This window comes from Azospirillum lipoferum, from assembly GCF_024170005.1.
GTDB classification, from domain to species: Bacteria; Pseudomonadota; Alphaproteobacteria; order Azospirillales; family Azospirillaceae; genus Azospirillum; species Azospirillum lipoferum.
Window position 1 is genome coordinate 162,493 of record NZ_JALJXJ010000016.1, and the last position, 26,609, is coordinate 189,101.

The window sequence follows — 26,609 nt, forward strand, 5'->3', positions numbered from 1 at the left end:
GCCCATGGCAACCCCGGCACAGCTTTACAGCAACTTGAAGTTCCTGCGCTTCCGCGAACAGCTGGACGCGCTAGCCGGCGGCGGGCTGGCGGCTCCCGTGCATATCCGCATCAAGCCAATCAACCGCTGCAACCACAATTGCTGGTACTGCGCCTACCGGGTGGACAACCTTGCCCTGGGCGAGGAGATGGATGTCGGCGCGACGATCCCTCTCGACACGATGTTCGGGATCGTCGAAGACATCGTCGATATGAAGGTGCGGGCGGTGACCTTCTCGGGTGGCGGGGAGCCGCTGCTCTACAAGGGACTGCCCGAGGTGGTGCGGCGGCTGTCCGCCGGCGGCGTCAAGATCGCGACGCTGACCAACGGCGCGAACCTGAAGGGGGCCATGGCCGATGCCTTCGCGACCCACGGCGCCTGGGTGCGCGTGTCACTCGACGGCTGGGACGACGAAAGCTACGCCGAAGCCAGGGGCGCGCGTCCCGACGCCTTCACCCGGTTGATGGGCAATCTGGAGGCCTTCGCCGCCCGCGGGTCGCGATGCGTGTTGGGGATCAGCTTCATCGTGAGCGAGCGCAACGCGCTGCATCTCGCTTCAGTCTGCGCCCGTTTGCGGGACGCCGGGGTCAACCACGTCAAGATCAGCGGCGCCGTGGTGTCCAACGACAGAGACGAGAACAACGCCTACCACCGGCGGATTCACCTCGCCGTCTCTAGCCAGATCGAGCAGGCCAGGCGGCTGGAAACCGCCGATTTCCGTATCGTGGACCATTATCACGAGCTTGAGGACCGGTTCGAGAAGGGCTACGGGACCTGTCCGTTCCTGCAGTTCCTGACGGTCATCGGCGCTGACGGCGGCGTCTACACATGCCAGGACAAAGCCTATACCAGCGGTGGACGGCTGGGCTTCCTGAACGGCCGCCGGTTCAGGGACTTCTGGTTCTCAGAGGAGAACCGGCAGCGGCTGCAGGCCATCGACCCGTCCAGCCAATGCCGGCACCATTGCGTCGCCCATCGGAAGAACTTGGTTCTCCACGATTACTTGTCCCTCGACACGCGGCACGCCGAATTCGTTTAAGGTCTTCGGCCGGCGGCGCTCAGCCTTGGCCGCCGGGCGGCTGTGCGAGGCGGATCAACTGCTCGCGCAGTTCCTGCGGCGTTACCATGGCGCTGCCGGTGCACAACCGGCATTCCGGATCGAGATCCGTTCCGGAAAGAAGCCTGCGTCGCAGGTCCCGGTAGGCTTCGCCGGCCATGATGCCGTCAATTCCACCATCGTCCTTCAGCGTTCCCATCACCTGTCCACGGAAGCAGCAGGCATAGGCTTCGCCCTTCGGAGCCAGGAACACATTCGTCCAGGGTGTCGTGCACATCCGGGTCATACCCGGCGGCAAGTCGTCGAGAGCATCGCCGCTGAAGGAATATTCCCCTTGGATGCCCTGGCGGCGGAGGTGCGGCCCGCCCCCGGCGGCGGCTTGTGTGTCGTCCCCGTCCGGTCCCTGTCCAATCCCTGCCGATGCAGGGAGACCGCGGAAGGCGCGTCGGTAGCCGTCGATGCCATGGGCGAGAAGCCGTCCCTCGATCTCGTCCTCGAAACTGGAACCGATCAGGATGAGGTCATCCGCCGTCCTCTGCTGCCGGTACAGGTCGAAAGACAGGAGCGGAAGGCCATCAAGGGTGCCGTGGCGTTCGCTGTCGATGAAGCCAGCGACCATCCGGTCCGGCAGCCGGTTCCGCAAGGCGTGGCCGACGCTTCCCGCACCGTAGATGAAGATCCGTCTTCCGGCGTCCAGGTCGTCCAGGCCGGTCAGCGTGCGCGTGATGCGCCCGAACTCCTGCCGGCCGTAAAGCGCCAAGGCACGCCGGGCCATGCGTTCCGCGCCGCCGAGAGCGAAGGAGACGCCATGGCGCAGCGCCAGCCGTCGCGCTTCATGCACCGCCGCGAAGCCTCTGCGGAACACGTCCTCCTCGGCATCGTTCAGATGACGGACCGCATTCGCCCCGACACCGTCGATATAGGCGACTTCGACGCAGTTGATGGCCGGCACACTGCTGGATATCGCCGTTGCCACCAAGTCGGGCATCCCCTCGGCAACCCGGTCGGTGAGCACCGAGGTCCAGATCAGCTTGGGCATCGGCAATCCGTGCCGCAGGACATGGGCGCGGATCAGATGGGTGTTGTAGAGGATGGTGCGCGCATCGACGGCCTTGCGCACCTGCTTCAGCAGCGGGATGTCGATCGTGTCGATGCTGATCTGGACTTCCTGGAATCGGCTGACAGCGGCGACTTCCGCCGGCGTCATCACCTTGGAGAAGTTGGAAACCAGATTGAGGATGAAGCCCTGGTCGAAAAGCGGCTCCACGGCCTTTTCCCAGCCGTCGACCAGCATGGTTTCGCCGTAATAGCCGATGCTAATCCGGGAAACCCGCTTCTCCAGCGCATAGGCGATGATCCGCTCGATCTGCTCCTTGGGCGTTTCCGCGTGGAAATCATCGGGATGCGTGCCCTGCGGACAATAGACGCATCGCAGGTTGCAGCGATTGGTGAAGGAGAAGGCGATGTGGGACAGGCCCGCCGCGGGCATGTCCCACAGGGCCGCATCGGAGGGGCCGGCATCCGCGGGAATGCAAGCCGCACCGCCGGAAACGGGCGTCGTTTCAATGCCGCTCATGCCACCCTCCCGGAGCCGGCCCCGCCGGGCGGCACCACAGTCCAGCTCTGGCAATCCAGGTAATGTTTCGTGGAGCGCGCCGTCTCCCCGAAGAAGCGCAGGTCGATGCTGAGGCGCGGGCGCGATGAGCGGTTCGGCATGGATTCGTGGATGATCCAGCGGTTCAGCAGCAGGATGTCGCCCGGATGCATGGGCTGGCATTCGATCCGGCGCAGCCCGTCGGTCGGGACAGGTTTCAGCCAGACGTCACGGGACAGGTCGTCCAGCAATTCCGGAAACTCCTGGCTTCCTTCGAACATCGTGACCCCGCCGCAGGCGTCGTCGATCGGCACGAAGGGGATCCACACGGTCAGGAAATCGGACATGTGCCGGTTGTAGCTGACATCCTGGTGAGCCGGGACGGCGGCCAGCGGATTGCCCGGCTCGATGAAGCGGGCTGTCGGAGGCATATGCATGAAGAGAGCCTGCGTGCCCAGTGCATCCCGCAGGATAGCCTGCAAGCTTTCCTGGCGCGGCAGCTCCCACAGCCGTGGCGACAGCCGGACATCCAAGGGGAAATGGCCGGAGCGGGTATGTTCTTCCACCTCTGCCGATCCGGACCGGCGGAAGGCTTCCAGCGACTCCTCCAGAAACAGTCCGACGTCCCGCACGACCGCCGGATCGAGTGCCTGCCGGATGATCTGATATCCGTCGCGATGGAAGCTGGCGGTCAGGCTCATGCTGTCGTCACCGGGGCTGTGAAGGGTTGTGTCATTGGGCATGGCCGCAGAGCGGCTTTTCGCCAGGCGGTTTTTCGAGGCCGAAGACCGCGTAGGCATCCAGCGGCTTCGGCTGGCCGGCATAGGGCACGATATAGCGGTCTATGAAGTCGTCGTTCTCGCCGCACAGGCAATTTGCGACTTCGCCGCGGAACCAGGAGGATTCCATCAGGGAGTCGCGCATCTGGCGTATCGACCGGTCTCGGATGTTGCCGAGACTGAACTGCAGGAAGTTGCACGGCAGGAGATGCCCGTTGGCCGACAGGCTCATGAACTCGATCCCGGCCGGGCAATGGTCGCAGTCGCCGCAGTAGATGTCGCGGTTGATCATGGTCTGGCCGGTGGAAATCCGGCCGGAGGTCTGCTGCAAATGCTTGATGTAGGCAGCGTCCTCGGGCGTGATCAGCATGTCCTTGCGGCCGTCCCACTTGCCGACCGGTTCGGCGATCTGGACGTCCATCCGAATGCCCTTGCTTCGGGCCAAGTCATACGCGCGCCGGAAGCCTTCGGAATAGAGGCTGTCATGGGTCACGACGATGGATATGGACGAAAGCAGGCCCGCCTCCCGGACCCAGTCGATGGCCTGCACGACCCGCTGGAACGAGCCCGGCAACCGGTTGGCGTCATGCTCTTCCTGGATCCCCGAATCCAGGCTGAAGGCGATCTTGTCGACCTTCAGATCCTTGAGCCAGCGGATGCGGTCGCGATCCATCTCCCAGCCGTTGCTGACGACGTTGATGTAGGTCTCGTCGGGATGGCAGTGGCGCAGCACGAACTCCAACCGCTTGGGCGACGTGACGGGCTCGCCGCCCTGGATGACGTAGTGAAGCACCCCCAGCGTGTAGAACTCCTCGAGTGCACGGCCGAGCGCGCCCATGTCGACCATGTCGACACGGTTGAAGGTTTCAGCATAGCAGTGGCTGCAGGTCATGTTGCAACGCGACGTCACGTCCAGGGCGATCGTCCGCAGCCCGCCCGGCCGGTGGCGTTTCTGGCGTTCGTGCAGCAGGGGCTTGTCGGCGTACATATGGGTTTGTCCTGTTTCGCGGCGTAAAGTGTCCGGCAAAGAACGTGAAAGCTTTATGAATAAGCAGCGGCGGCAAGGACGCCGTCCGGTTCCGGCCGGGCTTCCCCCCGGCTTCGGCGGGAGATCCCAATCTGCGCAGGCAACCACCGGACCGTGCATCCACATCGGACGGCACGCTGGCGGTCAACAACCCCCTAGAAAACTGCGCCTTGGATTCAGAGGGAGGCCGCGGTCAGGGGCGACCGTCCCCGCCTCCATCCCCACTATGGCCGATGGCGCCCATAAGCCGCCGGATAGTTTCCCGTCCCTGTTCGGGCAGCAGCAGCAGGAAGTACGGCATGATTGCGGGATAGGGAGCGACATGAGCCGTGTACAGGTCCAACGCCTCTTGCGCCGCTCCCTTTTGCAAGAGGACAAGTGCCAGATTCAGGGCGATCCAGGGATCCGATACGGCGACGAATCTGCTTTTGTGGCCGGCCTGGGCCAGGGCGGTCCGGTGAAGCCGCTCCGCTTCGTCGAGATTGCCCTGGACCATTCGACACAGTCCGGTATCGGCGAGATGGATGGGCGAATGGGTGCCCGCGCTCTTCGCCTGTTCGAGCAGGAGACTTGCCTCGTCCAGGCGCCCTTCGCCCAGAGCCATCAAGCCGCGATGGCGCAAAGCATTAAAATCATTTCCATTCTTTGCGATCTGCGCGTCGAGCAGCGTTTTTGCTTCCGCCATGCGGCCAAGCCCCTGCAACGCGACGGCGTGGCCGGCGGCATAGAAGGCGGCGGGGCCCCTGTCCTTGGGCTCCGGTTCCTGCTCCAGCAGGGGGGACAGGATCGCGTCCGCTTCGGCCCAGCGCCCGCACAGGAGATTGGCCCAGCCGATCAGGCCGCGTACGGTGAACACCTCCATCTGCGGCGAGGCATCCTGGGCAGTACGGGACAGAATCCGTTCCGGGCGATTGGCCAGGATTTCCAGATAGAACAGCGTGAAGAAATAGGCGCTGCTGCCCGGATCGAGCCGACAGGCGCAGTCCGCGATGGCAACGGACGCCGGCAGGTTCCAGTCGCGATATTCGCTGTACCAGTAGAGCCGGTTGCCGACGGTAATATAGTCGGCGGCAACCTGGGGCGCATCGGCCTCCAGCCTGTCACAGACCGTGGAGAATTCGGCCCGAGCCCGATCGATATCCCCGGTCGCGAACAGGGCGAGAGCATGATAGAGCCGGCCGCGATGGTCGTCCGGGCCGATCGCCACCCCATGCGCGAGCGCCCTGGCGCCATCCTCCACCTCGCCGTCCAGCAACTGCCGCACGCCGATATCGATCCATCCCTTCGTCTCGTAACCGGCGTCCACCGCGACTGCCGCATGGTGGGCGCCGCCCGCCTCATTGCCGTGTCCGAGCTGACGCAGCCCCGCGACCAGCTTCACCTGCGCCTCGTACAGCGACGGCATGATCCCGACCGCGCGCCGGTAGGCTTCGATGGCGTCGCTGCCGCTGCCGGCTTTCAGCAGGGCATCGCCCATTCCCAGATGGTAGCGGGCGAAGGTATCCGCTTTGATGCGGGCGCGCCACGCATCGAAATCGATCTGGTCCGGCGATGTCGATGCGGTCGCCTCAGCAGGGGAAACTGGATTGGACATAGCCTCTGAACCACTGTGGAACCATCATCGCCGACGCCTGAAAACCCAGTAGCTTTCACTGTTTACCGGCCGAAGGAGTATGCCCGAAGCTCTCCGGTGCCGCCAGCATCCTGGCGGAGCCGGAGACGGTCAGACAAAGACGCCGTCCGGAGGCCGTATGACGGTGAAACGGTCCAGTTCGGCGAGTCGGCAGGCGATCTTGTCGGCGAAAGCCGGGGTGTGCGCCACAAAGACGCGGGCGCCGTCGGGGACCTGCCGGGGGTGCAGGATGGGCCGGCCGAGATAGGTCCCACCCACCCGCTGCATGTCCTCGTCGACGAAGAAGGCGATCGAGTCCGACACATGGGCAGCGAGCCAAGTCGCGGCGATCGACGTGCCGAAGATGCCGACCGGCCCGGCAACCGCCGCTGCCCTCGCACTGTCGCGCAGCCGGGTCAGCCAGTCGATGTGATGCTCCACCCGCTCAAGCGAGGCCCTCCAGACTTGGTCGGCAGGGGGATCCGTGGGAAGGACGGCGGTTCCTTCGGGCAAGGCTGCATGCCGCGCGACCACGCTCAGCTCTCGGGGAATCCAGCTGTCGGTCAGGCAATCCACATACAGGCCGGATTCGGTCAGAACGTTGCGCAGGACAGCAGGCGTGAAATGGGTTGCATGGTCGGCGATCAGCAGATCGAAGGGGCTGGTGCGCAAGTCCGGAACCTCAATGACCAGCTTGCCGTCGGGAACCAGCATTCCGACCAAGGTCGAGAGGATTGCCATTGGACGCTCGAAATGCTCCAGGACATGGACCGTCGTGACGAGGTCGAACCGTCTCGGAATCGCACTTGGGGAGCCGGCATAGAAATCCTCGACGCCGGGAATCGCCTCGATCTCCGGACGCCGGCTGTCGTTCAGTTCGGCGCCGGCCCGCTTCCAGGCCGGCAACAGGGCCGCCGCATTCCGGAGCAGGCTGCCGTCCCCGCATCCGAAGTCCAGATGATGGCCGTCCGACGGCAGCCCGAACCCGTCCACCAGCTTGCGCAGCAGAAGCAGCGACCGGGCCTCCCCGCCGCCCGAGGACGCAAACACGGCCTGCTCGTTCCCGCCGTTCTGCCGGTAGACGACATAGGTGGAGTAGATTGCTTGGCACTCGCTCCGCCACGCCGCGGTTGCCGGCTTCTGCACCGCTCCGCAAGCCCGGCATACGGCCAGACGCCCGCCGGCGGGCCAGATCCGGACGTCCGACGTGATCCGGAGAAGCCGGCCATAGCCGGCGACCTCATGCAGGGCATCATGTCCGCACAGGTGGCAGGAAGGCGTGGTCATCATTCAGTCGGCCTCCAGCCGCCGTGAAGCCGGGGAATGCCCTTCGCCATCGGCTGTCCAGGCTTTCAGGCCGTCCTGCGGATCGTCATGGGGAATTTCCCAGGATTGTAGCGAAACAGCGACGGGGCTTCTTTCGGACATGCCCAGGAACAGGCGATAGCCATCGAAACAGTTCCGGATCCCGAGAGAGCGTATCGTCTTCTCGATCTCGCGGGCGTATTGCGACACGACGAGGACGGAGTCACCCTCCTTCTGCTGCGTCGCATAGCTTGTGGCCTGAAGTACCGGCAGGCCGTGGGCCTGGCCGGCACGATGGCTGTCGAGAAAGCCGGCCACCGCAATCCCGTCCCGCTCCATCCGCTCCCGGACGGCCTGCCCGGCTGCTCCGCTGCCGTAGATGAAAATCCGGGCCGCGTCCTTGAGTTCGCCAGTGGCTCGCACCGTCGGCAGGCGGGGCCACAAATCCTCGACCTCCGCCGCCAGAGAACCGACGATCCGGGACGCTGCGGCCTGCACCGGAGCCAGGACATTGGGGTCGACCGGATCGTCATGGAACAGGATCGGCGTCCGCACCAGCCCAGCATGCACGGGGCGCAGCCATTGTCTTGCCCAGCCGAGAAAACGGCTGCGGTCGAACGGCCCGAGATCGCGCAGACTGTCATCCCGCCGGTTGCGTGGGCTTAGTTCGGCCACGCAGATCTCGTCGGAATCCCGAATGATGTGCATCCGCGTTCCGGCCAGGGCCTCGACAAAGTCGCCGTCGACGGTCTGGGTGAAGCCTTTGGACCGGGCACCGGGCCGGACCATGAGGGGATGCAGATGCCAGCAATGCGCCAGCAGGCCGCTGCTGCCGACGGGCCAGAAGAACTGGGACGCCCAGGCCCTGTTGAACCGCTCACCACCCCAGATCATGCTGCGTCCGATAGGGTGCATGTGCCTGATCGCCCGTCCGGCAAGGTCGCTGGCCGGAAACGATACCGGTCCCGGCCCTCTGACCCGCTCCTCCAGCCAAGGCTGCATGTCCTCCATGACCGTGCAGATGGCGGTGATCAGGAGACAGTCGCACCCTTCGGCCGCCTTCCGCTCCATCGCTGCGAAGCTGCCGTCAGAGAAGAGGGCATCCGGAGCGAGAAAGACGATCCGCGCATCCTCGGCCTCGGCCATCAGGATCGCTTCGCGATGAAAAGCGCTCATGACGTCGTAGACGTTCTCCGCCGACAAGAGCGCCTCATCCTCCGTCTTCATGACGTGGAAGCGGACATCCATAAGCCGCTGGAGCTTTCGCACCGGCTCCGACCGCGCCATCACTGCGGCGTCGCGGGCCGTCGTGTAGATGTTGTAGGTGGAGCGCTCATTGCCGGCGAGTGCCGGCAGGTTGCCTGGCGACAGATGGGAGGGCAGAACATAGCGCAGGAAAACGTCGGTGAAGGCCCGGCCCCAGACCACCAGCGCATGATGAAGCGCCGAGGTCATGAAACCAATCCGTCCATATGCCGGCGGACCCGCAGACGGATGGTTTCGATGAAACGGTCGGACAGTGCCTCCACCTGTGGGTCGATCTTTCCGATGCCGCCAGAATGACAGCGGATCTTGGTCCCCAGATTGTGGAGATAGGCATCCAGCCCAGGTCTGCGCAGAAGGTGTCTTTCTATGTAGGTCCAGACACTGTTCGTCCAGGCGTCCAGCCAGACATCGGCATTGTCCGGCAGCGGCTTGCGGTTCGGCAAAGCGACGCGGTCGCTGAACTCGAACGCGAAGAAATCGTCGGAATCGTCGAAGATATGGACATCCGCGGGATCGCAGTCCAACCAAGACGGAACGTCGCCGTCGATGGAGGTTTCCGATTTCCGGGCGAAATCCTCCGGAATGGCCCGCGTGTCGATGTACAGCGGATGCAGGAGCAGGGAGGTCGCCAACAGATTGGTGCGCCCGTCCACCCAGAAGAAGCCCGGCACCTCCGGGACGACCCCGTCACCGAAGCTCACCCGCCGCGTCCATTCGTGGCTGGCCTCCGTCGAGAACCGGACGAGATCGCGCGTCGGCACCTGGATCGACCCATCGTCGCGGCGGTGCTTTGCCGCCCAATCCACCAGTTCCGTCTGGTTGACCCGATGTCCGCAGATATAGATGCAGCGGCGGCCCATGGCGCGCACCCGCTCGACCGCCACCAGCCCGCCATCGGAAACGATGCTGTCCGCGCACAGGCAGATCACGTCCTCCTGCCGGCTCCGCGCGCGCTCGATCTCCCAGGCATAGGCTTGGCTGAACAGCGGCAGGTGGGACATGTGCCGCGGAAAGGATTCTGGAAAGACGACGACATCGACCCGAACCCATTGCCGGGCGCGCTGAATGACGGGATGGCTGTTCAGATACGCCGCCTCTTCCGGCATCGTGATCAGCCGCAGGATGAAGAGGTCACGACATGCCAATCCGGGAAGATTTCCGGGAGACAGCAGGAACGGCAGGGAGAGATCGGTGAGGGCGGCGATGTAGCGCTCTCCCCATACGGGAACGAGCATGTTCAGGGGGCGGACCGGAGAGGCGATGGAACCGGTTTGCGGCATCACGGATCAAGACCTGTCGATGGAATGGGCTGCGCGGTTCTGATCATGTTATCGGGAAGGCTCGAACCGGGAAGCCGAGCCGGAGTTCGACCGGTTCACCATCGATGCTCAGCTTGGGGTGCTAAGAAACTGTAAAAACGCCTCCCGGCCTGCTTCCCGCCGAAGGGAACCGGGCCGGAAGGCGGTCCGCATCAGCCAGCCCTGCCAAGCGCTCCGAACCAGGATCGGGTGGCTTGAGTGATGGAGTCGGGATCCCAAACCGGAGCGTCCCGCCAATAGTCGATCCCTTCAAGCACCTTGGCCACTCCAGTCTCGAAATCGACCTTCGGTTCCCACCCCAGCTCCGCCTGGATTTTGGCCGTGTCGGCCCAAGTGCAGTCGGGCTCCCCCGGGCGCTTCGGGATGTTGACCACGGAGCCGTCCAGCAGTTCCACCAGTCGGTTCACGGTTTGCGGCGCATTTGCGCCCACATTGTAGACCTCGCCGGCCCGGTTCGTGCGGGCGGCGCAAAGGAAGGCGGCGGCCACATCGGTCACGAAGATGAAGTCGCGGCTCTGGGTGCCGTCACCCACAACCGTGAACGGCTTCCCGGCCAGCTTTTGCCGCAGGAACACGCCGAACACCGCGCCGTAGGCTCCCGACGTGCGAGAGCGCGGACCATAGGCGTTGAAGATCCGGACTGAATTCACGGGAAGGCCATAGACCCGGTGCCAATGCAATGCCGCCTGCTCCCCCTGGTTCTTGGACAGGGCATAGGGGTACTGCGGAGCGATCGGATGGTCTTCCCGCGTAGGCACGGCGGCAAAGCCGTAGCAGGAGGAGGAGGCGGCATAAACCAACTTTTCCACGCCGGCATGACGCGATGCCTCGAGCACGCGCACCGTGCCCATGACGTTCGTGTCCATATAGTCCGCCGGACGCTCGATGGAGGGCACGATGTCGCCGATGCCGGCGAAGTGGAAGACGTGCCGCACGCCCCGGAACAGGGAATCGTCGGGAGCAATGTCACGAATGTCCCGGGTTTCGACCACCAGATCCGGATTTCCGGCGTGGTGGGCGAGATTATCCAGCCTGCCGCCAGCGAGATTGTCGATCACCCTCACGCCATAGCCCTGCTCCAGAAGGAGGTCGACCATGTGGCTGCCGATGAAGCCGCATCCTCCGGTGACGACGGCGACGGTGCGCTGGGAAGGCGATGAGGTCATGAGAGCGCCAATGCCTTCATGGTGCGGACGTTGAAATAGGTGTCGTCGGTCAGGCTGTCGGGGATTCTTCCATCCCGGAAGGCGTGGCACAGATCCCGAACGGCGTCCTCCACCGACCGGTTCGCTTCGAAACCGATGGCCTGCCTGATCTTGTCGGAATTGACGTGATAGGAGCGATTGTCATCGGTCGGCGTGCGGACGATGTCGATCGGCCCCAGGTCAGGGAACTCCTCCATCACCACCTTGCGCACGATCTCGGCGATCTCGGCAACCTTCAGGTTGCCGTAGCCGGCATTGAACACCTCGCCGGCGATCGTCTCCGCCGGAAGACGCAGCAGCAGCAGATACAGGTCAACCATGTCATCGATGTGGATGTTCGGCCGCATCTGCTCGCCGCCGAAAACCGTGATCCTGCGGTTGTTGATGGCGTGGTTCGTCAGGATGTTGACCGTCAGATCCAAGCGCAGCCGCGGCGCATAGCCGCAGACGGTCGATGGCCGGATGGTGACACAGGTGAAGTCCGGCGCCTGGTAGCGGGCCAGGACCGTCTCGCACATCGCTTTGTATTTGCTGTAGAGCGTCAGAGGCAGCAGCGGATGCTCCTCCGTCACGTCGGCGGCTTCGCTGATCCCGTAGACAGAGCTGCTGGATGCATAAATGAAGCGCCGGACACCCGCGGCACGCGCGGCCTGGACCATCGGCTCGAAAGCGTCGTAGTTGATGGTCGTGCTGAGCGCTTCGTCGAGCTCGAAGCTCGGATCGTTGGAAATGCAGGCAAGATGGATAACGGCGTCCACCCCGGCAACGGCACGCGCGAAGTCCGCCGCATTGCGGATATCGGCCTTGACGATGCTCAGCGCCGTGTCGTCTTTGGGAAGCATGTCGGTACCGAACAGCATCAGATCATAGACCACGACCTGATAGCCTGCCGCCAGAAGCCGCGGAACCAGCGCGCTTCCGACATAACCGGCGCCGCCGGTGACCAGCACACGCTTGAAGGGGATGTTCTCGGCCATAGGGTCCTTATTCCGCATTCAGGCGAACGGTCCGTTACCGGCAACGGACGGGAGAACGATGACGGCAGCCGGTATGGCAACGCCCAACGCTACAAAGCGGCGTCGGGCGGCGTCAATGAAGTTGAAGCCGCTGCCGCCCTCATCATCCCACGATCTTCCACGACCCGTCGGGCTGGCGGCAGGCGGTGCCGAAGGCCTGTTCGGTGCGGCCGCCGACGACGATGGTCTGCTGGAACTCGCGGCAGTAGGCACCAGAACCGTCATAGCCGTCCTTGACCGGCACGATGGTGCCCTGGTTGCCGGACTGCGGGTTGTTCCAGCTGATCCGCTGGCCGATGGGGGCGCTGTAGGCCTGATAGGCGGCGCGGTCGGCATATTGCTGGTCGGCACGGTCGAGCGAGGCGCCGATCTCACGGCCGGCGAAGGCGCCCAGCAGCGTGCCGATGCCGACTGCCACCAGCTTGCCCGAGCCGCCGCCGAAGCGCGAGCCGATCAGGCCGCCGGCGACGGCGCCGCCGACGGTGCCGAACCCCTCCTTGGTGCCCATCGATCCGGTCTGGCAACCGGCCAGCGTGGTGGACAGCGCAAGCACCGCGACGGCGGCGGTGCGGGCGGCGATCCGGGGGAAGCGAAAATGGGCACGCATCGGAGGACTCATCTTTGTTCCGAGGATTGTTGCCCCGGTTATAGCGCAAGCGGTGCCGTTTGTGCAGCCGCCCTGTCCCGATAGTGGGCGAGCAGCCGCGGGCAGAGCGCCTCCAGCTTCGCCTCCAGTTCCGAATCGCGCGGCTTGTCGCGGAAGCGCTCCGACACCGCCCTGCCCTGCACGTTGCCGAAGGCGAATTCGATGCGGTCCATCAGAGCCGGCACATGCCGCCACAGGGCGCCGGCCAGCTCGTCGTGACGGCGGCGGTAGTCGTAGAAGCCCTCGTCCACCGGCCAGCCCAGCGCCGTCACCGCAGCCAGCACGGCCGGGTCGCGGGCGACGAAATCCTCGTAATGCACCACCGCGTCGAAACGGTCCGCCCGGCCGGCGAAGATCCCGTCGATCAGGGCGAACTTCTCGTCGATCAGGCCGGAATGGTTGCGGTAGGGCTTGGCCGACAGGCTGCGGTAAGTGTCGCGCGGGTCGCGCAGCAGCAGGACGGTGCGGTCGGGACGGAAACGGTCCTGGTGGACCTCCAGCGGATAGGCGGTGGTGACCACCGCCTTCACCACCATATCCAGGCCGGTCTCCACCCGCGGGGCGGCGTAGTTGTTGAGGATGTCGACCAGTGCCAGGCAATCCGGCCGCTGGGCCAGGAACAGGGTGAAGGCGGTCGCACCGCTCGACTGCATGCCGTAGACCAGGAGGCGCATCGCTGGGAATTTCCTTAAAAGCTTGCTCAGGACGTCTGCGCCGCCTCCGGCCCCGCCCCCTGCCCTGCCGTCAGCCAATTCTCCTCGATCTCGGCGCTGACGAAGACGTACTGGCGGGTGTGCGGGGTGGGGTGGCGGAGGCCGACGCCGTGCAGGGCGTGGGCGCTCTGCGGGAAGATGACCATCTGGTTGGCGCGATAGGGGATGACGGCCACCCGTTCCACCGCACCCGCCGGCAGCTCGTAATGCTCCAGGCTGGCGATGCGGCCGTCCTTCCAGCGGAACAGCTCCAGGTCGCCGCCCTCGGCGTCGTCTTCCGGCCGGCGCAGGTAGTAGAGGCAGGTGAACAGCCGGTTCGGCGTGTCCAGATGCGGCCCGCGCGAACGGGAGGCGGGGCCGGTGACCGGCGTGTTGATCTCCGCCCGCGCATCCATCAGGATCCGCGCCCGGTCAAAGCCGTCGCGCAGGACCAGTCCCGTGCCGTGCCCGGTCAGGCTGCCGCCCAGCGCGTGCAGCAGTTCATCCGGCCAGTGGCCGCGGAACAGCGCCGCCACCTCGGCCAGCCATTCGGGGGAGCTGTGCAGGCGGACGAAGTCCTTCCACACCTGCGGCAGTTCCGGATGGTTCATGATCAGCGAGGCCGACAGCTGGTAGCGGCGGTTGCTGCCCGGTGGACGGCGCGGGTCGGCCCAGCCGATCTGGGCGAAGCTGGGAAAACCGGCGTTCAGCGCCCGGTGGGTCTCCTCGTCCAGAACGTCGGACAGGACGACATGGGGAAAGGGATCGGTGCGGATGTCGGCCGGGCTGACGCCGGCAAGCAGCGAACGCATCTCAGTTCCCGCCCTGCAGGGCACCCATGGCGCGGGCCTGGGCCTGCATGGCCATCATCTTCGTCATATGGGCCTGGGCCTGCGCCTCCACCTGGGCGGACAGGGTTTCCAGCGCCTCGGCCTCCGGATGGCCGGGGGGCAGCCAGCCCATGTGGAAATGGGGCGGCTCGTAGCCGGTGGTGCGGAACCCCAGCCGCTGGTAGACCTGCCGGCCGTTCGATCCGATGATCGGGGTGGACAGCGTGATGCCCATCATCGGCCCGGTCGCCGCCATTTGCAGGCCGCGCAGGACGTCCGACCCGACGCCCTTGCCACGGGCGCGTTCCAGCACCTGCAATTCCGACACCCGCCAGTTCCGATAGCCGAGATCGACCACCACCCGGCCGACGCGGTCGCCGGCCTTTTCGACCACCAAGTCGACATGTTCGGGATAGATCGCCTCCTGCCCGGCCCGCATCGCCCGGTACTGCTGTTCGTACAGCGCGCGCAGGAAATCGGGGCTGCCCTGCGCCCAGGCCAGCCAGGGACGCGCCTCGATGAACAGATCCAGCAGGAAGGTTTCGTCGGCGGGCGTGGTGAAGCGGGCTGTCAGGTTGCCGGGGAAGGGGAAGGATCCGGAAAAGCCGGCCATGGGTCGACGCATCCTCCGCAAAGGAATGTCAGTTGGGTTGGAGGGGGGAAGGATAGGTTGGAAAGGAGGCCGCCGCCCCTCTCCCCCTGGAAGAATCCTTGGGAAAAGAAAGGACGGCGGCCGACCTTGGTTGGTTGGGCTTGGATCGCCAGACTCAGTTGAACGAGATCTGGAAGACCGCCTGTTCCGACCCGCCGCCTTCCGGCATGACCCGCTCCACATAGACCGGCCCGAAAGCCGGCATCTGCGGATGGGTGACGGTGAAGGACGCCCCGCTGAAGTGGGGCAGCCCGTCGGCCGGGCATTGCAGGAACAGGCTGAAGGCCGTGCGCGGACTGCCGGGCATGGTGGACCTGGGGTTTTCCGTGCAGGCCGTCAGCGTCGCCTCGATCTCCACCCCCTCCTCCGACGTCATGGTGAAGACGCTGTTCAGGTGGGGGGGGAAGAGGCCGGCGGAGAGTTGGCTGAGGTCGGTCATCAGTTGCGCATCGGATAGAGGCCCTGGATGGCGATGACGAAGTTCAGCGCCAGATAGGGCGATACGATGCTGAACGGCGCGCTGACGCCACCGGTGTTCGCGCCGACCGCGACGGTTCCGCCGCCGGTGCCGCCGCTGGCGGTCAGGGTGATCGGGCCGGACGCGCTGCCGCTGACCGAACCGGTGGCGGTGCCGGTGAAGGTTTGGGTCGGACCGATCGGAATATTCGCAGCACTCGTGGCGAAAATGTTCGCCTGGGCGCCGCCCTTCGTCAGAACGCTGTTGTTCGCCGGCGTGACGACACCACCGCCAGCCGTGTTGGCAATCGTCAGATCACCGGTCACCGTCGTCGGCAGGGTGACGGTGGTGCTGAACGGCAGGGAGGCCGTGCCGGTGATGGTGGAGGTGCCGCCGGTGCCGCCGGGGAAGAAGGTCGCGGGGTGGGTGTGGGGCGGCAGGTTGCTCGCGTTCAGGGCGGAGATGTAGCCGCCGCCGGTTTGGCCCATGTTCAGGATGGGAGCGCCGGTCAGCGTGCTCTGGCCCTGGCCTATCGGCATGCGGCCCTGGAGGTTCGGTAAATTGAAGGTGGTGGAGCCGTTGCCGCCATAAACGGTGCCGAGCAGGGAGTAAAGCGCGGCGTACTGCTGGAGGGGCATCTGCTGGCCGATGCAGCGGGCATAATCCGCCGGCGCCCAGGACCACGGAAGCATGAACACCATGCCGAGCATTTGATCCATTGCAAATCCTCTCTTTCGAATATTTTTGTGCTTTGCACAATTAGCGGGAACCGTCCCAAGGGCCTCGCCTCGGCGGTTGTTGTTCTATATCAACGCAATCTGCAGGAGTCGATATGCCGTCTCAATTTCTCTCAATATTTGTTTTTTTGTAATGAATTGCGAATATCGTACACGTATGGCATTGGCCGCGAAACAACTTTTTCCCGCCAATAGCCCCACCTGTACGAAAGAAGTGGCCAAACCTACTGCGTCACAGTTGTGGCATGGGATGCATGGATGACCTGCAATGGCCGGCGGCAGAGTAGGGGGTTTTGTCCGGATTTTCTACCGGTATTGCGCACGGCGTACATTTATTTCTAGTGGAACGAAGAATATTTCAACAAAGCGTCATGATTCGTGCGCCTCCGCCCAGTGCCATCTGGAGTCTTGCCGCGCCCCGGCAAGGCAATCGCATTTTAAAGATAGAGTCCTCCGATGGAAGACTGTGGTCTGAAACTTTGAAAAATCGCCACCAACCGCCGCGGGCCCGCTTCCGGGGATCGCAGGAAGCCTGCCGGCCCTGAACTCTTCCTTCGCCGGTAAATGGCGGGAAAAGGGAAGAATCAGAGCCCCGGAAGGATCGGACCACTTTTCCGATCAGAGGCTGCCTGAATCGGCTCGAAGCCCCTCTCTTCCATGGCTTCTGCCTTGAAGGCCGCTGTTTTTCTGAAACTAAAAGCCCCCTGAGGCCGGGTTTCCGTCTTTTCGGAAAGATCGCTGATAAAAATCAGGACTTCCGAAGAGTTTTTCAAGAAAATACATATAGGAATATGCATCCCTTCATGCCCTCCCCGTCCTGCTCCCTGTAAGCCGACGATCCGCAGGCAAAACTTTATTAACTGTTCTTCCCCAAAATCGGCACGGTCGTGCAAAAGTCCGGCCCCGCTCCCGCATGGGGGTAAGACGCGCCGACCGCCTTGCGCTCTCCGCTGAGGTTTTCGCGCGGCTTATCGTTCTATAGTTGCGATGTCTCAGGAATAACATTCCAGCCTGTGCTACAATTGGGCACATATTCGCATGTTGCGGATGGTGGGTTTCTTTTTTAGAAATCTCCGGTTGGTTTGGATTCCCCTTTTCGGTCTGCTGGCGGGTGTGGCGATGAAGTCCAGGTTCACACGGGTGAAGGGTTCGGCGAAGACCGGCGCGAAGACGGAGGCACAAGCGGTGCAGAAGCCGTCCGCCCGTCCGCCGCTGGCCTATGCGCTGGAACCGCGCTTCATGTTCGACGCGGCTGGTGCGGCCACCGCCGATCCGAACGCGGCGACCGACCATAGCGCCGACCCCGCCGCCGCCAGCCACGACACCACCGACCACAGCGCCGACCAATGGCAAGCCCAGGCGGTGGCGGATGCCTCGCCCGCGACCGCCTCGCCCGCACCGGTGGAGGTGCGCGCCGCCGACCCGACGCAGAACGGTGGGCGGAAAGAGGTCGTTTTCATCGAAACCAACGTCACCGATTACCAGACGCTGGTGGATGGGGTGAAGGCGGGTGTCGAGGTGGTGCTGCTGGACAGCACCAAGGACGGCCTGTCCCAGATGGCAGAATGGGCAAGGACCCACAGCGGTTACGATGCGATTCACATCGTCAGCCATGGCGCCGAGGGAGAAATCAACCTTGGTTCGTTGACACTCGACACAGCAACAGCTACCGCCCGTGCAACTGATCTTGCCACGTTAGGGCGTGCTTTGACTGATAGTGGCGATATGCTGCTTTACGGATGCGATGTTGCAACCGGCATTGGACAGAGTTTCATATCCACTGTTTCTACATTGACGAGCGCAGATGTTGCCGCATCGACGGATCCCACAGGCTCCGCTGACCTGGGTGGCAACTGGGTCTTGGAAAGTCAGAAGGGAGACATTGAGTCTAATGTTGCAGTCAACCGTGAGGTAACTGAAGCTTATAATCACATTCTTCTTACGCAATTTGATTTTGGAACCAGCACTTCAGATGTAAGCGGAGACCAAACAACCGCAATAAGCCAAACTGTATCTGGAGATACTATCACGGTAACTGTTGCTGGGCAATCAGATTCGAACGGATCCCCTATTGTATCTTTGGTTGATGCAACAAATTACAATAATGCAACAAATTTTTCAGGGAAAATTATTGAGGGGTATTATGGTTATGTGGAGAGCTATACGATCACAGCGGGGGTTGGATATACTTTTGATTTTAGTGGAATGACGATTATTGATCAGGAAGCAGGTTCTCTGGATATTGTATACACAACCAACAAAGGAACTTTCGAGCAAACCGTTGCATTTGACAATCATGGAAGCGTCTTAACTCCAAGCGACCCCAATCTTATAGGCGTTCAATACGTAACCATAACCAAAAAGAATGGTGGCGGGCTTTATCTTGCAATTGACAATATAAATCTTGACAATATTACTCCGCCTCCCGTTGGCACTGCTCCGAGCCTGACCGGCACAGGGGCCACGACGACCTATACCGAAAACGGTGCGGCGGTCAGCCTGTTCAGCAGCGTGACCGCCAGCGTGGGCGCAGATCCTACGGACAGCGGACAAACCTTTACCGGCATGACCCTGACCGTCACCAATGTGACGGACAGCACCGAATATTTGAAGATCGGCGGCGTGGACGTGGCGCTGAATGCCGGCACAACGACCCTGACCGGCCTCGGTGCTTCGGGCGATGCCACCGCCACGGTGACCAGGAGCGGCAACACGGCGACGGTGGCGGTCACCGGGCTCAGCCGGACCGAAGCCCAGATGGGAACGCTGATCGGCGGCATCACCTATCGTAACAGCAGCGAAACGCCGACGGGGTCCAGCACCCGCACCGTCACCGTCACCAGCGTCAAGGATTCCGGCAATATATCCGCCACCCCGGCGCTGGGGGCGGCCACCGTCACCGTCAATCCGGTTGCCGACGTCACCAGCGTGTCGATTGCCAACGGCAGCCACAGCGGCACCTATCATCTGGGCGAGAACATCGACGTCACCGTCACCTTCGATCAGGCGGTCGACGTCACGGGGACGCCGACGCTGGCGCTGGATGTCGGCGGCACCACCCGGTCGGCCACCTATCTCAGCGGCACCGGCACCAGCACCCTGACCTTCCGCTACACCGTCCAGGCCGGCGATACCGATGCGAACGGCGTGGATGCCACCGCCAACGGCATCACCGGGACCATCAAGGACAAGACGGGGTCGAGCGACGGCACCGCCGACAGCGCCACCGTGACCTATTCGCTGGTCAACAACAGCAGCGCCAAGGTCGACAGCAGCCCGACCACCACCGTCTCCACCGTGGCGTTCTCGGCCGACACCGGCACCAGCAGCACCGACTTCATCACCAAGACCGCGGCCCAGACCGTCAGCGGCACGCTGAGCGCCAATCTGGCCACCGGCGAATCGGTCGAGGTGTCGCTCGACAACGGCTCGACCTGGACGACGGCGACCGCTTCGGTCGGTTCCAGCAGCTGGAGCCTGTCCGGGGTGACGCTGACCGGCAGCAGCACGCTGAAGGCACGGGTGACCAACAGCGGGGGCAGCAGCACGGCGCTGTCCCAGGCCTATACGCTGGATACCACCGCGCCGACCGCGACCGCGACGGTGCAGGGGATGGACCAGGACACCGGCCCCCTCGACTACGACTACATCACCAATGTCGCCAGCCAGATGGTGAGCGGCATCTTCACCGGCACGCTGGGCGCCGGGGAGACCATCCAGGTGTCGGCCGACGGCGGCACCACCTGGGTTTCCGCCACCATCAGCAGCAACACCTGGACGGCGTCCGGCGTCACGCTGAGCGCCGGCACCCACACGCTGGACATCCGAACGGTCGACACCGCCGGCAACGTCACCACCGGCACCGGCCACAGCTACACCCTCGATTCCACCGCGCCGACCGCGTCGCTCACGGCCAGCAACGTCACGACGACCGGCGGCACGACCCATACCTTCACGGTCACCTACAGCGATGCGGTGGGGATGGACACGTCGTCCTACACCAACGGCGACGTGAGGATCACCGGACCGAACAGCTTCAGCGTCACCGCAACCAAGGTCTCGGTCTCCGGCAACACCGTCACCTACCAGTTCACGGCGCCCGGCGGAACCTGGGACGCCGGCGACGCCGGGACCTACACCGTCAGCATGGTGGCGAGCCAGGTCAAGGACTTGGCCGACAACGCCGTCGCCGCCGGCTCCCTGGGCACCTTCACGATGAGCCCCAACTCCGCCCCGGTCATCGGCAACCTGAACACCGACAGCGTCGGCTGGGCCGGTGTCGGCGGCACGGTGACGCTGGACACCGGCACCGCCGTCACCGTGTCGGATACCGAGAACGACGGCGCCACCACCTGGAACGGCGCCAGCCTGACCGTGCAGCGGTCGGCCACCAGCGGCACCAGCAACGGCGCCTGGTCGGCCGACGTCTTCGGCCTGGGCAGCAGCTATACCGTCACCGGCACCACGTCCGGCACCATTTCCGACGGCGGCACGCAGTTCGCGACCTACACCAACAACGGCAACGGCACGCTGACCGTCACCTTCGACGGTAACGCCACCGCGGCGCGCATCGCCACGCTAATGAGCGGCATCACCTACCGCAACGACACCCCGGCCGGCGACGCAACGATCCGCTTCACCCTGAACGACGGCCACGGCGCCAGCAGCACGGCCGACGTGAAGGTGGCGACCAACTACATCTACGTCACCGGCACCGGCGACGGCAGCACCGTCGACGTGACCGACGGCAGCGTCGGCCTGCGCGAGGCGGTCGCCATCGCCAACGGACAGGCCGGCACCCAGACCATCGTCTTCGGCAGCGGGCTGGCCAACGGCAGCATCACGCTGGGTTCCAACCTGGCGATCGGCGAGAACATCACCTTCGACGCCGACGCGGCCAGCGGCCTGACCATCGGCGGCAGCACCATCACCGTCGCGTCCGGCACCACCCTGACGCTGACCAACGATACCGGCCACACGCTGGCCATCACCAGCCAGATCACCGGCAGCGGCGGCGTCACCAAGAGCGGCGCCGGCACCCTGACGCTGAGCGGCGGCAACGACTATACAGGCGCCACCAGCATCGGCGGCGGCACGCTGACGGCCAACGGTGGCATCGGCGACAGCAGCGCCGTCACCGTGTCCAACGGCGCCACGCTGAACCTGTCCGGCAGCGAGACCATCGGGTCGCTGACCGGCAGCGGCGACGTCACGCTGGGCAGCAGCACGCTGACCGCCGGCGGCGACGGCAGCAGCACGAGCTTCGACGGCATCATCAGCGGCACCGGCGGCCTGACCAAGGCCGGCAGCGGCACGCTCACCCTGACCGGCACCAACAGCTACATCGGCACCACCACCGTCAGCGCCGGCACGCTGGAACTGAACAGCAGCGCCGGCACTGCGCTGTCCGACAGCAGCGCCGTGACCCTGTCCGGCGGCACGCTGACCCTGTCATCGGCGACCGAGACCATCGGCACGCTGAGCGGGGCCAGCGGCACGCTGGCGCTGGGGGGCAATGCCCTGACCATCAGCCAGGCGAGCAACGCGACCTTCAGCGGCGCCATCACCGGCACCTCATCGGGCAGCCTGACGCTGAACGCCGCCATCAACAGCACGAGCCTGACGCTGGACGGCACCACCAACAGCACCGGCTTCGCCGGCGGCATTACCGTCACCAAAGGCTGGCTGCAGGTGTCCGCCGACAGCAACCTGGGCGCCGGCACCGTCACCCTGAACGGCGGCACCCTGCGGCTGAGCGGCACCGTCGGCACCATCGACAACACCGTCGCCATCGGCAGCAGCGGCGGCACGATCAGCGTCGCCCCCAGCGGCAGCGCCACCCTTTCCGGTGCCATCAGCGGATCGGGCACCCTGATCAAGGCCGCGTCCGGCGACCTGACCCTGTCCGGCAACAACAGCAGCTTCAGCGGCACCTTCACCATCAACGCCGGCACCGTGACGGTCAGCAACGCCAACGCGCTGGGCGACACCACCGGCGGCACCACGGTGGCCAGCAACGCCGCCCTGGCCCTGTCGGGCGGCATCACCATCGCGGAAAACCTGACCCTGTCGGGCACCGGCGTTTCGTCGGGCGGCGCGCTGATCAGCGCCAGCGGCACCAACACGGTCAGCGGCACGGTCACGCTGAACGCCGACACCACCGTCACCACCACCAGCGGCCTGACCCTGTCGGGCGTGGTCAGCGGCAGCTATGCCCTGACCAAGGGCGGGTCGAACAGCCTGACCCTGTCAGGCAGCAACAGCTACACCGGCGCCACCACCGTCAGCGCCGGCACCCTGGTCGCCGGCAGCAACAACGCGCTGGGCACCACCGCGGCCGGCACCACCGTGTCCAGCGGCGCCACCCTGGCCGTCGCCAACGGCGTCACGCTGGCCGAAGACCTGACCGTCTCCGGCACCGGCGTGTCGTCGGCCGGCGCGTTGCAGGTCACCAGCGGCAGTGCGACCGTCAGCGGCGCCATCGCCATGGCCGCCGACACCACCATCGGCGTGTCCGGCACCGGCCTGACCATCAGCGGCACGATCGGCGGCAACAATGCCCTGACCAAGACCGGCAGCGGAATGCTGACCCTGTCGGCCGACAACAGCTATACCGGCGCCACCACCGTCGGCGCGGGCGTCCTGTACATCACCCATGCCAACGCGCTGGGCACGACCGCCGCCGGCACCAGCATCGCCAGCGGCGCCACCCTGCGTATCGGCGACGGCCTGAGCATCGCCGAGAACCTGACGATCAGCGGCATCGGCGTGTCGTCCGGAATCGGTGCGGTGAAGGTCAACGGCGGAACGGCCACCATCACCGGCACCGTCACCCTGGCGGCGGACGCCGACATCGGCTCCTACAACAGCGGGGACACGCTGACGATCAGCGGCACGGTATCCGGTGCCTTCAACCTGACCAAGGTCGGCGCCGGCACAGTGGAGTTAAGCGCAACCAACAGCTACACCGGCACCACCACCGTCAGCGCCGGCACCCTGTCGATCGCCAGTTCCGGCAACATCAGCAGCGCCGGCATCACGCTGAACGGCGGCACGCTGGCGGTGACCGGCAGCGCCGTCGCGCTGGCGAACGTCGTCACGCTGGGCAGCAGCCATGGCACCGTCAGCGTCGGCAGCGGCAACGCCCTGACCCTGTCGGGTGTTGTCTCCGGTTCCGGCGGCCTGACCAAGTCGGGCACCGGCACGCTGGCCCTGAGCGGCACCAACAGCTACACCGGCACCACCAGCCTGTCGGCCGGCACGCTGGTCGTCACCGGCACCCTGAACGGCGCGTCGGCCGGGGCGGTCACGGTGGGCAACGGCGGCACGCTGGCGGGCACCGGCACGGTGAACGGCGGCCTGACCGTGCAGTCCGGCGGCACGCTGTCCCCCGGCGTCGCCGGCACCAACAGCGGCGTCGGCACCCTGACCGTCAACGGCGGCCTGACCATCCAGTCCGGCGGCATCCTGGCGGTCGATCTGGCCAGTTCCAGCAGCTACGATCAGGTGGCGGTCACCGGCGCGGTGAGCGTCGGCAGCGCCACCCTGTCCACCAGCGGCAGCTACACCCCGGCCAAGACCGCCAGCGGCGACAGCTTCGTCATCATCTCCAACGACGGCAGCGATGCCGTCACCGGCACCTTCAGCGGACTGGCCTCGGGCGCCACGCTGAGCCTGAACAGCGGGTCGATCACCATCAGCTATGCCGCCGGCAGCAACAGCAACGACGTCACGCTGACCGGGCCGGTCAACCAGGCGCCGGCGCTGGGCGGCACCTTCACCACCGCCGGCACCGTCAACGACAACGCCACCACCACGCCCTTCAGCGCCGTGACGGTGAGCGATGCCGACGACAGCACCGGCACCTTCACCGTCACCATCACCTACACCGCGGCCAACGGCACGCTGTCCAGCGCCGGCGGCGGGCTGAGCGGCAGCGCCGGCAGCTACACGCTGACCTCCAGCACGCCGGGCGGGCTACAGACCCTGCTGCAGGCGCTGGTCTTCACCCCCACCAACAACCAGGTGGCGCCCGGCAGCACGGTGCAGACCACCTTCAGCCTGGCCGCAAGCGACGGCACGACCAGCAGCAGCGCCAACACCAGCACGGTGGTCACCGCCAGCTCGATCAACGACGCGCCGACCGACCTCGCCCTGTCCAACAATTCCGTCACCATCTTCGACGGCACCAACGCGGTGGTCGGCACCCTGTCGAAGACCGACGCCGACACCGGCCAGACCTTCACCTACACGCTGGTCACCGGCACCGGCGACACCGACAACGCGCTGTTCAACATCTCCGGCACCTCGCTGAGGGCGAACGACGCCACCACCCTGACCGCCGGGCAGAGCTATTCCGTCCGCATCCAGGTCAGCGACGGCACCGCCACCTACGAGAAGACCTTCAGCATCAGCGTGACCAACGACCTGGTGGTCGACGTCACCGCCATCGACGGCAATACGCCGGCCGGCACCTATACCGCCGACAAGGCGGACGGCGGCGGTCTGGACCTGAAAGAGGCGATCACCCTCGCCAACAGCGTGTCGGGCAACGTCACCATCCGCTTCTCCGGCACGCTGGCCGGCACCATCACGCTGCCCGGCACGCTGACGGTGCGCAGCGGCGTGACCCTGGCGATGGACAGCGACACCGACAGCCGGGCGATCACCATCACCGGCAACGGCTTCACGCTGGGCAACAGCTTCGGCGTCAGCGTCGGCGACGGCGACACGCTGACCATCAACTCGACCCTGGCCGACAACGGGACCAGTAATTCGGCGGCCCTGACCAAGAGCGGCGCCGGCACGCTGGTGCTGGGCGGCACCAACAACACCGCGAGCGGCGCCACCGGCATCAACACCATCACGGTCAGCGCCGGCACGCTGTCGGTGGCGGGCGACGCCAACCTGGGCACCGACACGGTGACGATGAGCGGCGGCAATCTGACCGTCACCGGCGCCACCACCATCGACAATGCCATCACCCTGTCGTCCGATGCCTCCATCGACAACGCCAACGCCGTCACCCTGTCGGGCGACGTCACCGGCAGCGGCGGGCTGAGCAAGTTCGGCAGCGGCAAGCTGACGCTGAGCGGCGCCGGCAACAGCTGGTCCGGCGGCACCACCATCCGCAACGGCGAGGTGGAGCTGGGTACCGCCGGCACCATCGGCAGCGGCACCATCACGCTGAACGGCGGCACGCTGACCACGACGGCGACCAGCCAGACGCTGACCAACGCCATCGCCATCGGCAGCAGCAACGGCACGGTGAAGACCGCCAACGCCCTGACCCTGTCCGGCACCGTCAGCGGCTCCGGCGCCCTGACCAAGACCGGCACCGGCACGGTCACCCTGTCGGGCACCAACAGCCACAGCGGGTCGGTCACCGTCTCCGCCGGCACCCTGGCGGTGTCGGGCGGCTCCGCCATCGGCAACGGCAGCGCCGTCACGGTGTCCAGCAACGCCACCCTGTCGCTGGGGGCGGCCGAGACCATCGGGTCGCTCACCGGCGCCGGCAACGTCACGCTGGGCGTCTACACCCTGACGGTGGGCGACGGCACCAGCACGACCTTCTCCGGCGTGCTGTCCGGCACCGGCGGGCTGACCAAGGCCGGCAGCGGCACGCTGACCCTGTCCGGCAGCAACACCTACACCGGTGCCACCACCATCGGCACCGGCACCTTGGCGCTCCAAGGCGGCGCGTCCATCGCCGACACCTCCGCCGTGACGGTATCGGCCGGAGCGACCCTGTGGTTCGACGACAGCGTGAGCGAGACGATCGGCTCCCTGGCCGGCGGCGGCACGGTCACCCTGAACAACGGCACCCTGACCATGGGGGGGAATGACGCGTCCACCGTGTTCTCCGGCGTCATCGAGGAAAACCAGGTTGGAAACATCGTCAAGACCGGCAGCGGGACGATGACCCTGTCGGGCGCCAACACCTACACCGGCACCACCAGCATCCGCGGCGGCACCCTGTCGGTGACCGACGCCACCAACATCAGCACCGGCGCGCTGACGATCGACAACGGCACGCTGGCGATCACCGGCACCGCCGTCAGCTTCGCCAACGCCGTCACCGCCGGCACCTTCGGCGCCACCATCACCGTGTCCAACACCGCCACCCTGACCGGCGTGGTCGGCGGCAGCGGCGCCCTGACCAAGGACGGCAGCGGCACCCTGACCCTGTCGGGCACCAACACCCGCAGCGGTGCGACCACCGTCAGCGCCGGCACGCTCGCCGTCTCCGGCGGCTCCGCCATCGCCGACACCGGCGCGGTGACGGTCGACACCGGCGCCACCCTGGCGCTGGGGGCGGCCGAGACCATCGGCTCGCTGAGCGGCGCCGGCTCGGTCACGCTGGGCAGCTACACCCT

Annotated in this window: 19 protein-coding genes and 1 pseudogene; 3 read left to right on the forward strand and 17 right to left on the reverse strand. The window is 65.3% G+C overall.

Features of this window, described 5'->3' with window-relative positions:
• The first annotated feature begins 4 nt into the window (after positions 1-4).
• Positions 5-1,078, forward strand: a complete 1,074-nt coding sequence (locus J2848_RS29390) for a radical SAM/SPASM domain-containing protein (RefSeq protein WP_149233410.1) — start codon at positions 5-7, stop codon at positions 1,076-1,078.
• A 19-nt stretch (positions 1,079-1,097) separates the two neighbouring features.
• Here J2848_RS29390 and J2848_RS36215 read toward each other — a convergent pair whose 3' ends face one another.
• From J2848_RS36215 to J2848_RS29475, 17 genes are all read right to left on the reverse strand, one after another.
• A complete protein-coding gene (locus J2848_RS36215) occupies positions 1,098-2,672 on the reverse strand; it encodes a radical SAM/SPASM domain-containing protein (RefSeq protein WP_318604976.1) in 1,575 nt (524 codons plus the stop codon).
• The gene (locus J2848_RS29400) at positions 2,669-3,391 is read right to left on the reverse strand and encodes a phytanoyl-CoA dioxygenase family protein (protein ID WP_246194080.1); all 723 of its coding nucleotides are present in this window, start codon (positions 3,389-3,391) and stop codon (positions 2,669-2,671) included. Before J2848_RS29400 ends, J2848_RS36215 begins: the two co-directional genes overlap by 4 nt.
• Positions 3,392-3,422: 31 nt before the next feature.
• Positions 3,423-4,457, reverse strand: coding sequence for a radical SAM/SPASM domain-containing protein (locus J2848_RS29405; protein WP_170307155.1), 1,035 nt, complete (start codon positions 4,455-4,457; stop codon positions 3,423-3,425).
• A 232-nt stretch (positions 4,458-4,689) separates the two neighbouring features.
• Positions 4,690-6,090 (reverse strand): tetratricopeptide repeat protein, encoded by a 1,401-nt coding sequence (locus tag J2848_RS29410; RefSeq protein WP_149233406.1) that lies wholly within the window; start codon positions 6,088-6,090, stop codon positions 4,690-4,692.
• Positions 6,091-6,219: 129 nt separating this feature from the next.
• Positions 6,220-7,398, reverse strand: a complete 1,179-nt coding sequence (locus tag J2848_RS29415; protein ID WP_149233405.1) for a class I SAM-dependent methyltransferase — start codon at positions 7,396-7,398, stop codon at positions 6,220-6,222.
• Positions 7,399-8,868, reverse strand: coding sequence for a hypothetical protein (locus tag J2848_RS29420; RefSeq protein WP_149233404.1), 1,470 nt, complete (start codon positions 8,866-8,868; stop codon positions 7,399-7,401). It lies immediately after the preceding gene.
• The gene (locus J2848_RS29425; protein WP_149233403.1) at positions 8,865-9,914 is read right to left on the reverse strand and encodes a hypothetical protein; all 1,050 of its coding nucleotides are present in this window, start codon (positions 9,912-9,914) and stop codon (positions 8,865-8,867) included. The genes J2848_RS29420 and J2848_RS29425 overlap by 4 nt, the downstream gene beginning before the upstream one ends.
• Positions 9,915-10,150: 236 nt before the next feature.
• On the reverse strand, positions 10,151-11,164 hold the full coding sequence (locus tag J2848_RS29430) for an NAD-dependent epimerase/dehydratase family protein (protein ID WP_149233402.1): 1,014 nt from the start codon (positions 11,162-11,164) through the stop codon (positions 10,151-10,153).
• Positions 11,161-12,153 carry an NAD-dependent epimerase/dehydratase family protein gene (locus tag J2848_RS29435; protein ID WP_246194079.1) on the reverse strand — a complete coding sequence of 331 codons (993 nt, stop codon included), beginning with the start codon at positions 12,151-12,153 and terminating at the stop codon, positions 11,161-11,163. Before J2848_RS29435 ends, J2848_RS29430 begins: the two co-directional genes overlap by 4 nt.
• 169 nt (positions 12,154-12,322) lie before the next feature.
• On the reverse strand, positions 12,323-12,826 hold the full coding sequence (locus J2848_RS29440) for an RT0821/Lpp0805 family surface protein (RefSeq protein WP_149233400.1): 504 nt from the start codon (positions 12,824-12,826) through the stop codon (positions 12,323-12,325).
• Between the two features lie 38 nt (positions 12,827-12,864).
• Positions 12,865-13,539 (reverse strand): hypothetical protein, encoded by a 675-nt coding sequence (locus J2848_RS29445; RefSeq protein ID WP_149233399.1) that lies wholly within the window; start codon positions 13,537-13,539, stop codon positions 12,865-12,867.
• A gap of 26 nt (positions 13,540-13,565) precedes the next feature.
• A complete protein-coding gene (locus J2848_RS29450; RefSeq protein WP_149233398.1) occupies positions 13,566-14,369 on the reverse strand; it encodes a 2OG-Fe(II) oxygenase in 804 nt (267 codons plus the stop codon).
• Between the two features lies 1 nt (position 14,370).
• A complete protein-coding gene (locus J2848_RS29455) occupies positions 14,371-15,000 on the reverse strand; it encodes a GNAT family N-acetyltransferase (protein WP_211103251.1) in 630 nt (209 codons plus the stop codon).
• Positions 15,001-15,154: 154 nt separating this feature from the next.
• A complete protein-coding gene (locus J2848_RS29460; RefSeq protein WP_149233397.1) occupies positions 15,155-15,478 on the reverse strand; it encodes a DUF6916 family protein in 324 nt (107 codons plus the stop codon).
• Positions 15,478-16,215 carry a phage tail protein gene (locus tag J2848_RS29465; protein ID WP_149233396.1) on the reverse strand — a complete coding sequence of 246 codons (738 nt, stop codon included), beginning with the start codon at positions 16,213-16,215 and terminating at the stop codon, positions 15,478-15,480. The genes J2848_RS29460 and J2848_RS29465 overlap by 1 nt, the downstream gene beginning before the upstream one ends.
• A 602-nt stretch (positions 16,216-16,817) precedes the next feature.
• Complete coding sequence (locus J2848_RS29470; protein ID WP_149233395.1) at positions 16,818-17,126, reverse strand: hypothetical protein; 309 nt, start codon at positions 17,124-17,126, stop codon at positions 16,818-16,820.
• Between the two features lie 324 nt (positions 17,127-17,450).
• Positions 17,451-17,693: a hypothetical protein gene (locus J2848_RS29475; RefSeq protein ID WP_246194107.1), complete on the reverse strand. Its 243-nt coding sequence runs from the start codon at positions 17,691-17,693 to the stop codon at positions 17,451-17,453.
• Positions 17,694-17,733: 40 nt separating this feature from the next.
• Between J2848_RS29475 and J2848_RS36220 the strand changes: the two are divergent.
• Positions 17,734-18,111, forward strand: a pseudogene (locus tag J2848_RS36220) (DUF4347 domain-containing protein); the annotation flags it as partial.
• Positions 18,112-18,798: 687 nt separating this feature from the next.
• A partial coding sequence (locus tag J2848_RS36040; protein ID WP_301311802.1) for a beta strand repeat-containing protein occupies positions 18,799-26,609 on the forward strand: 7,811 nt, incomplete at its 3' end.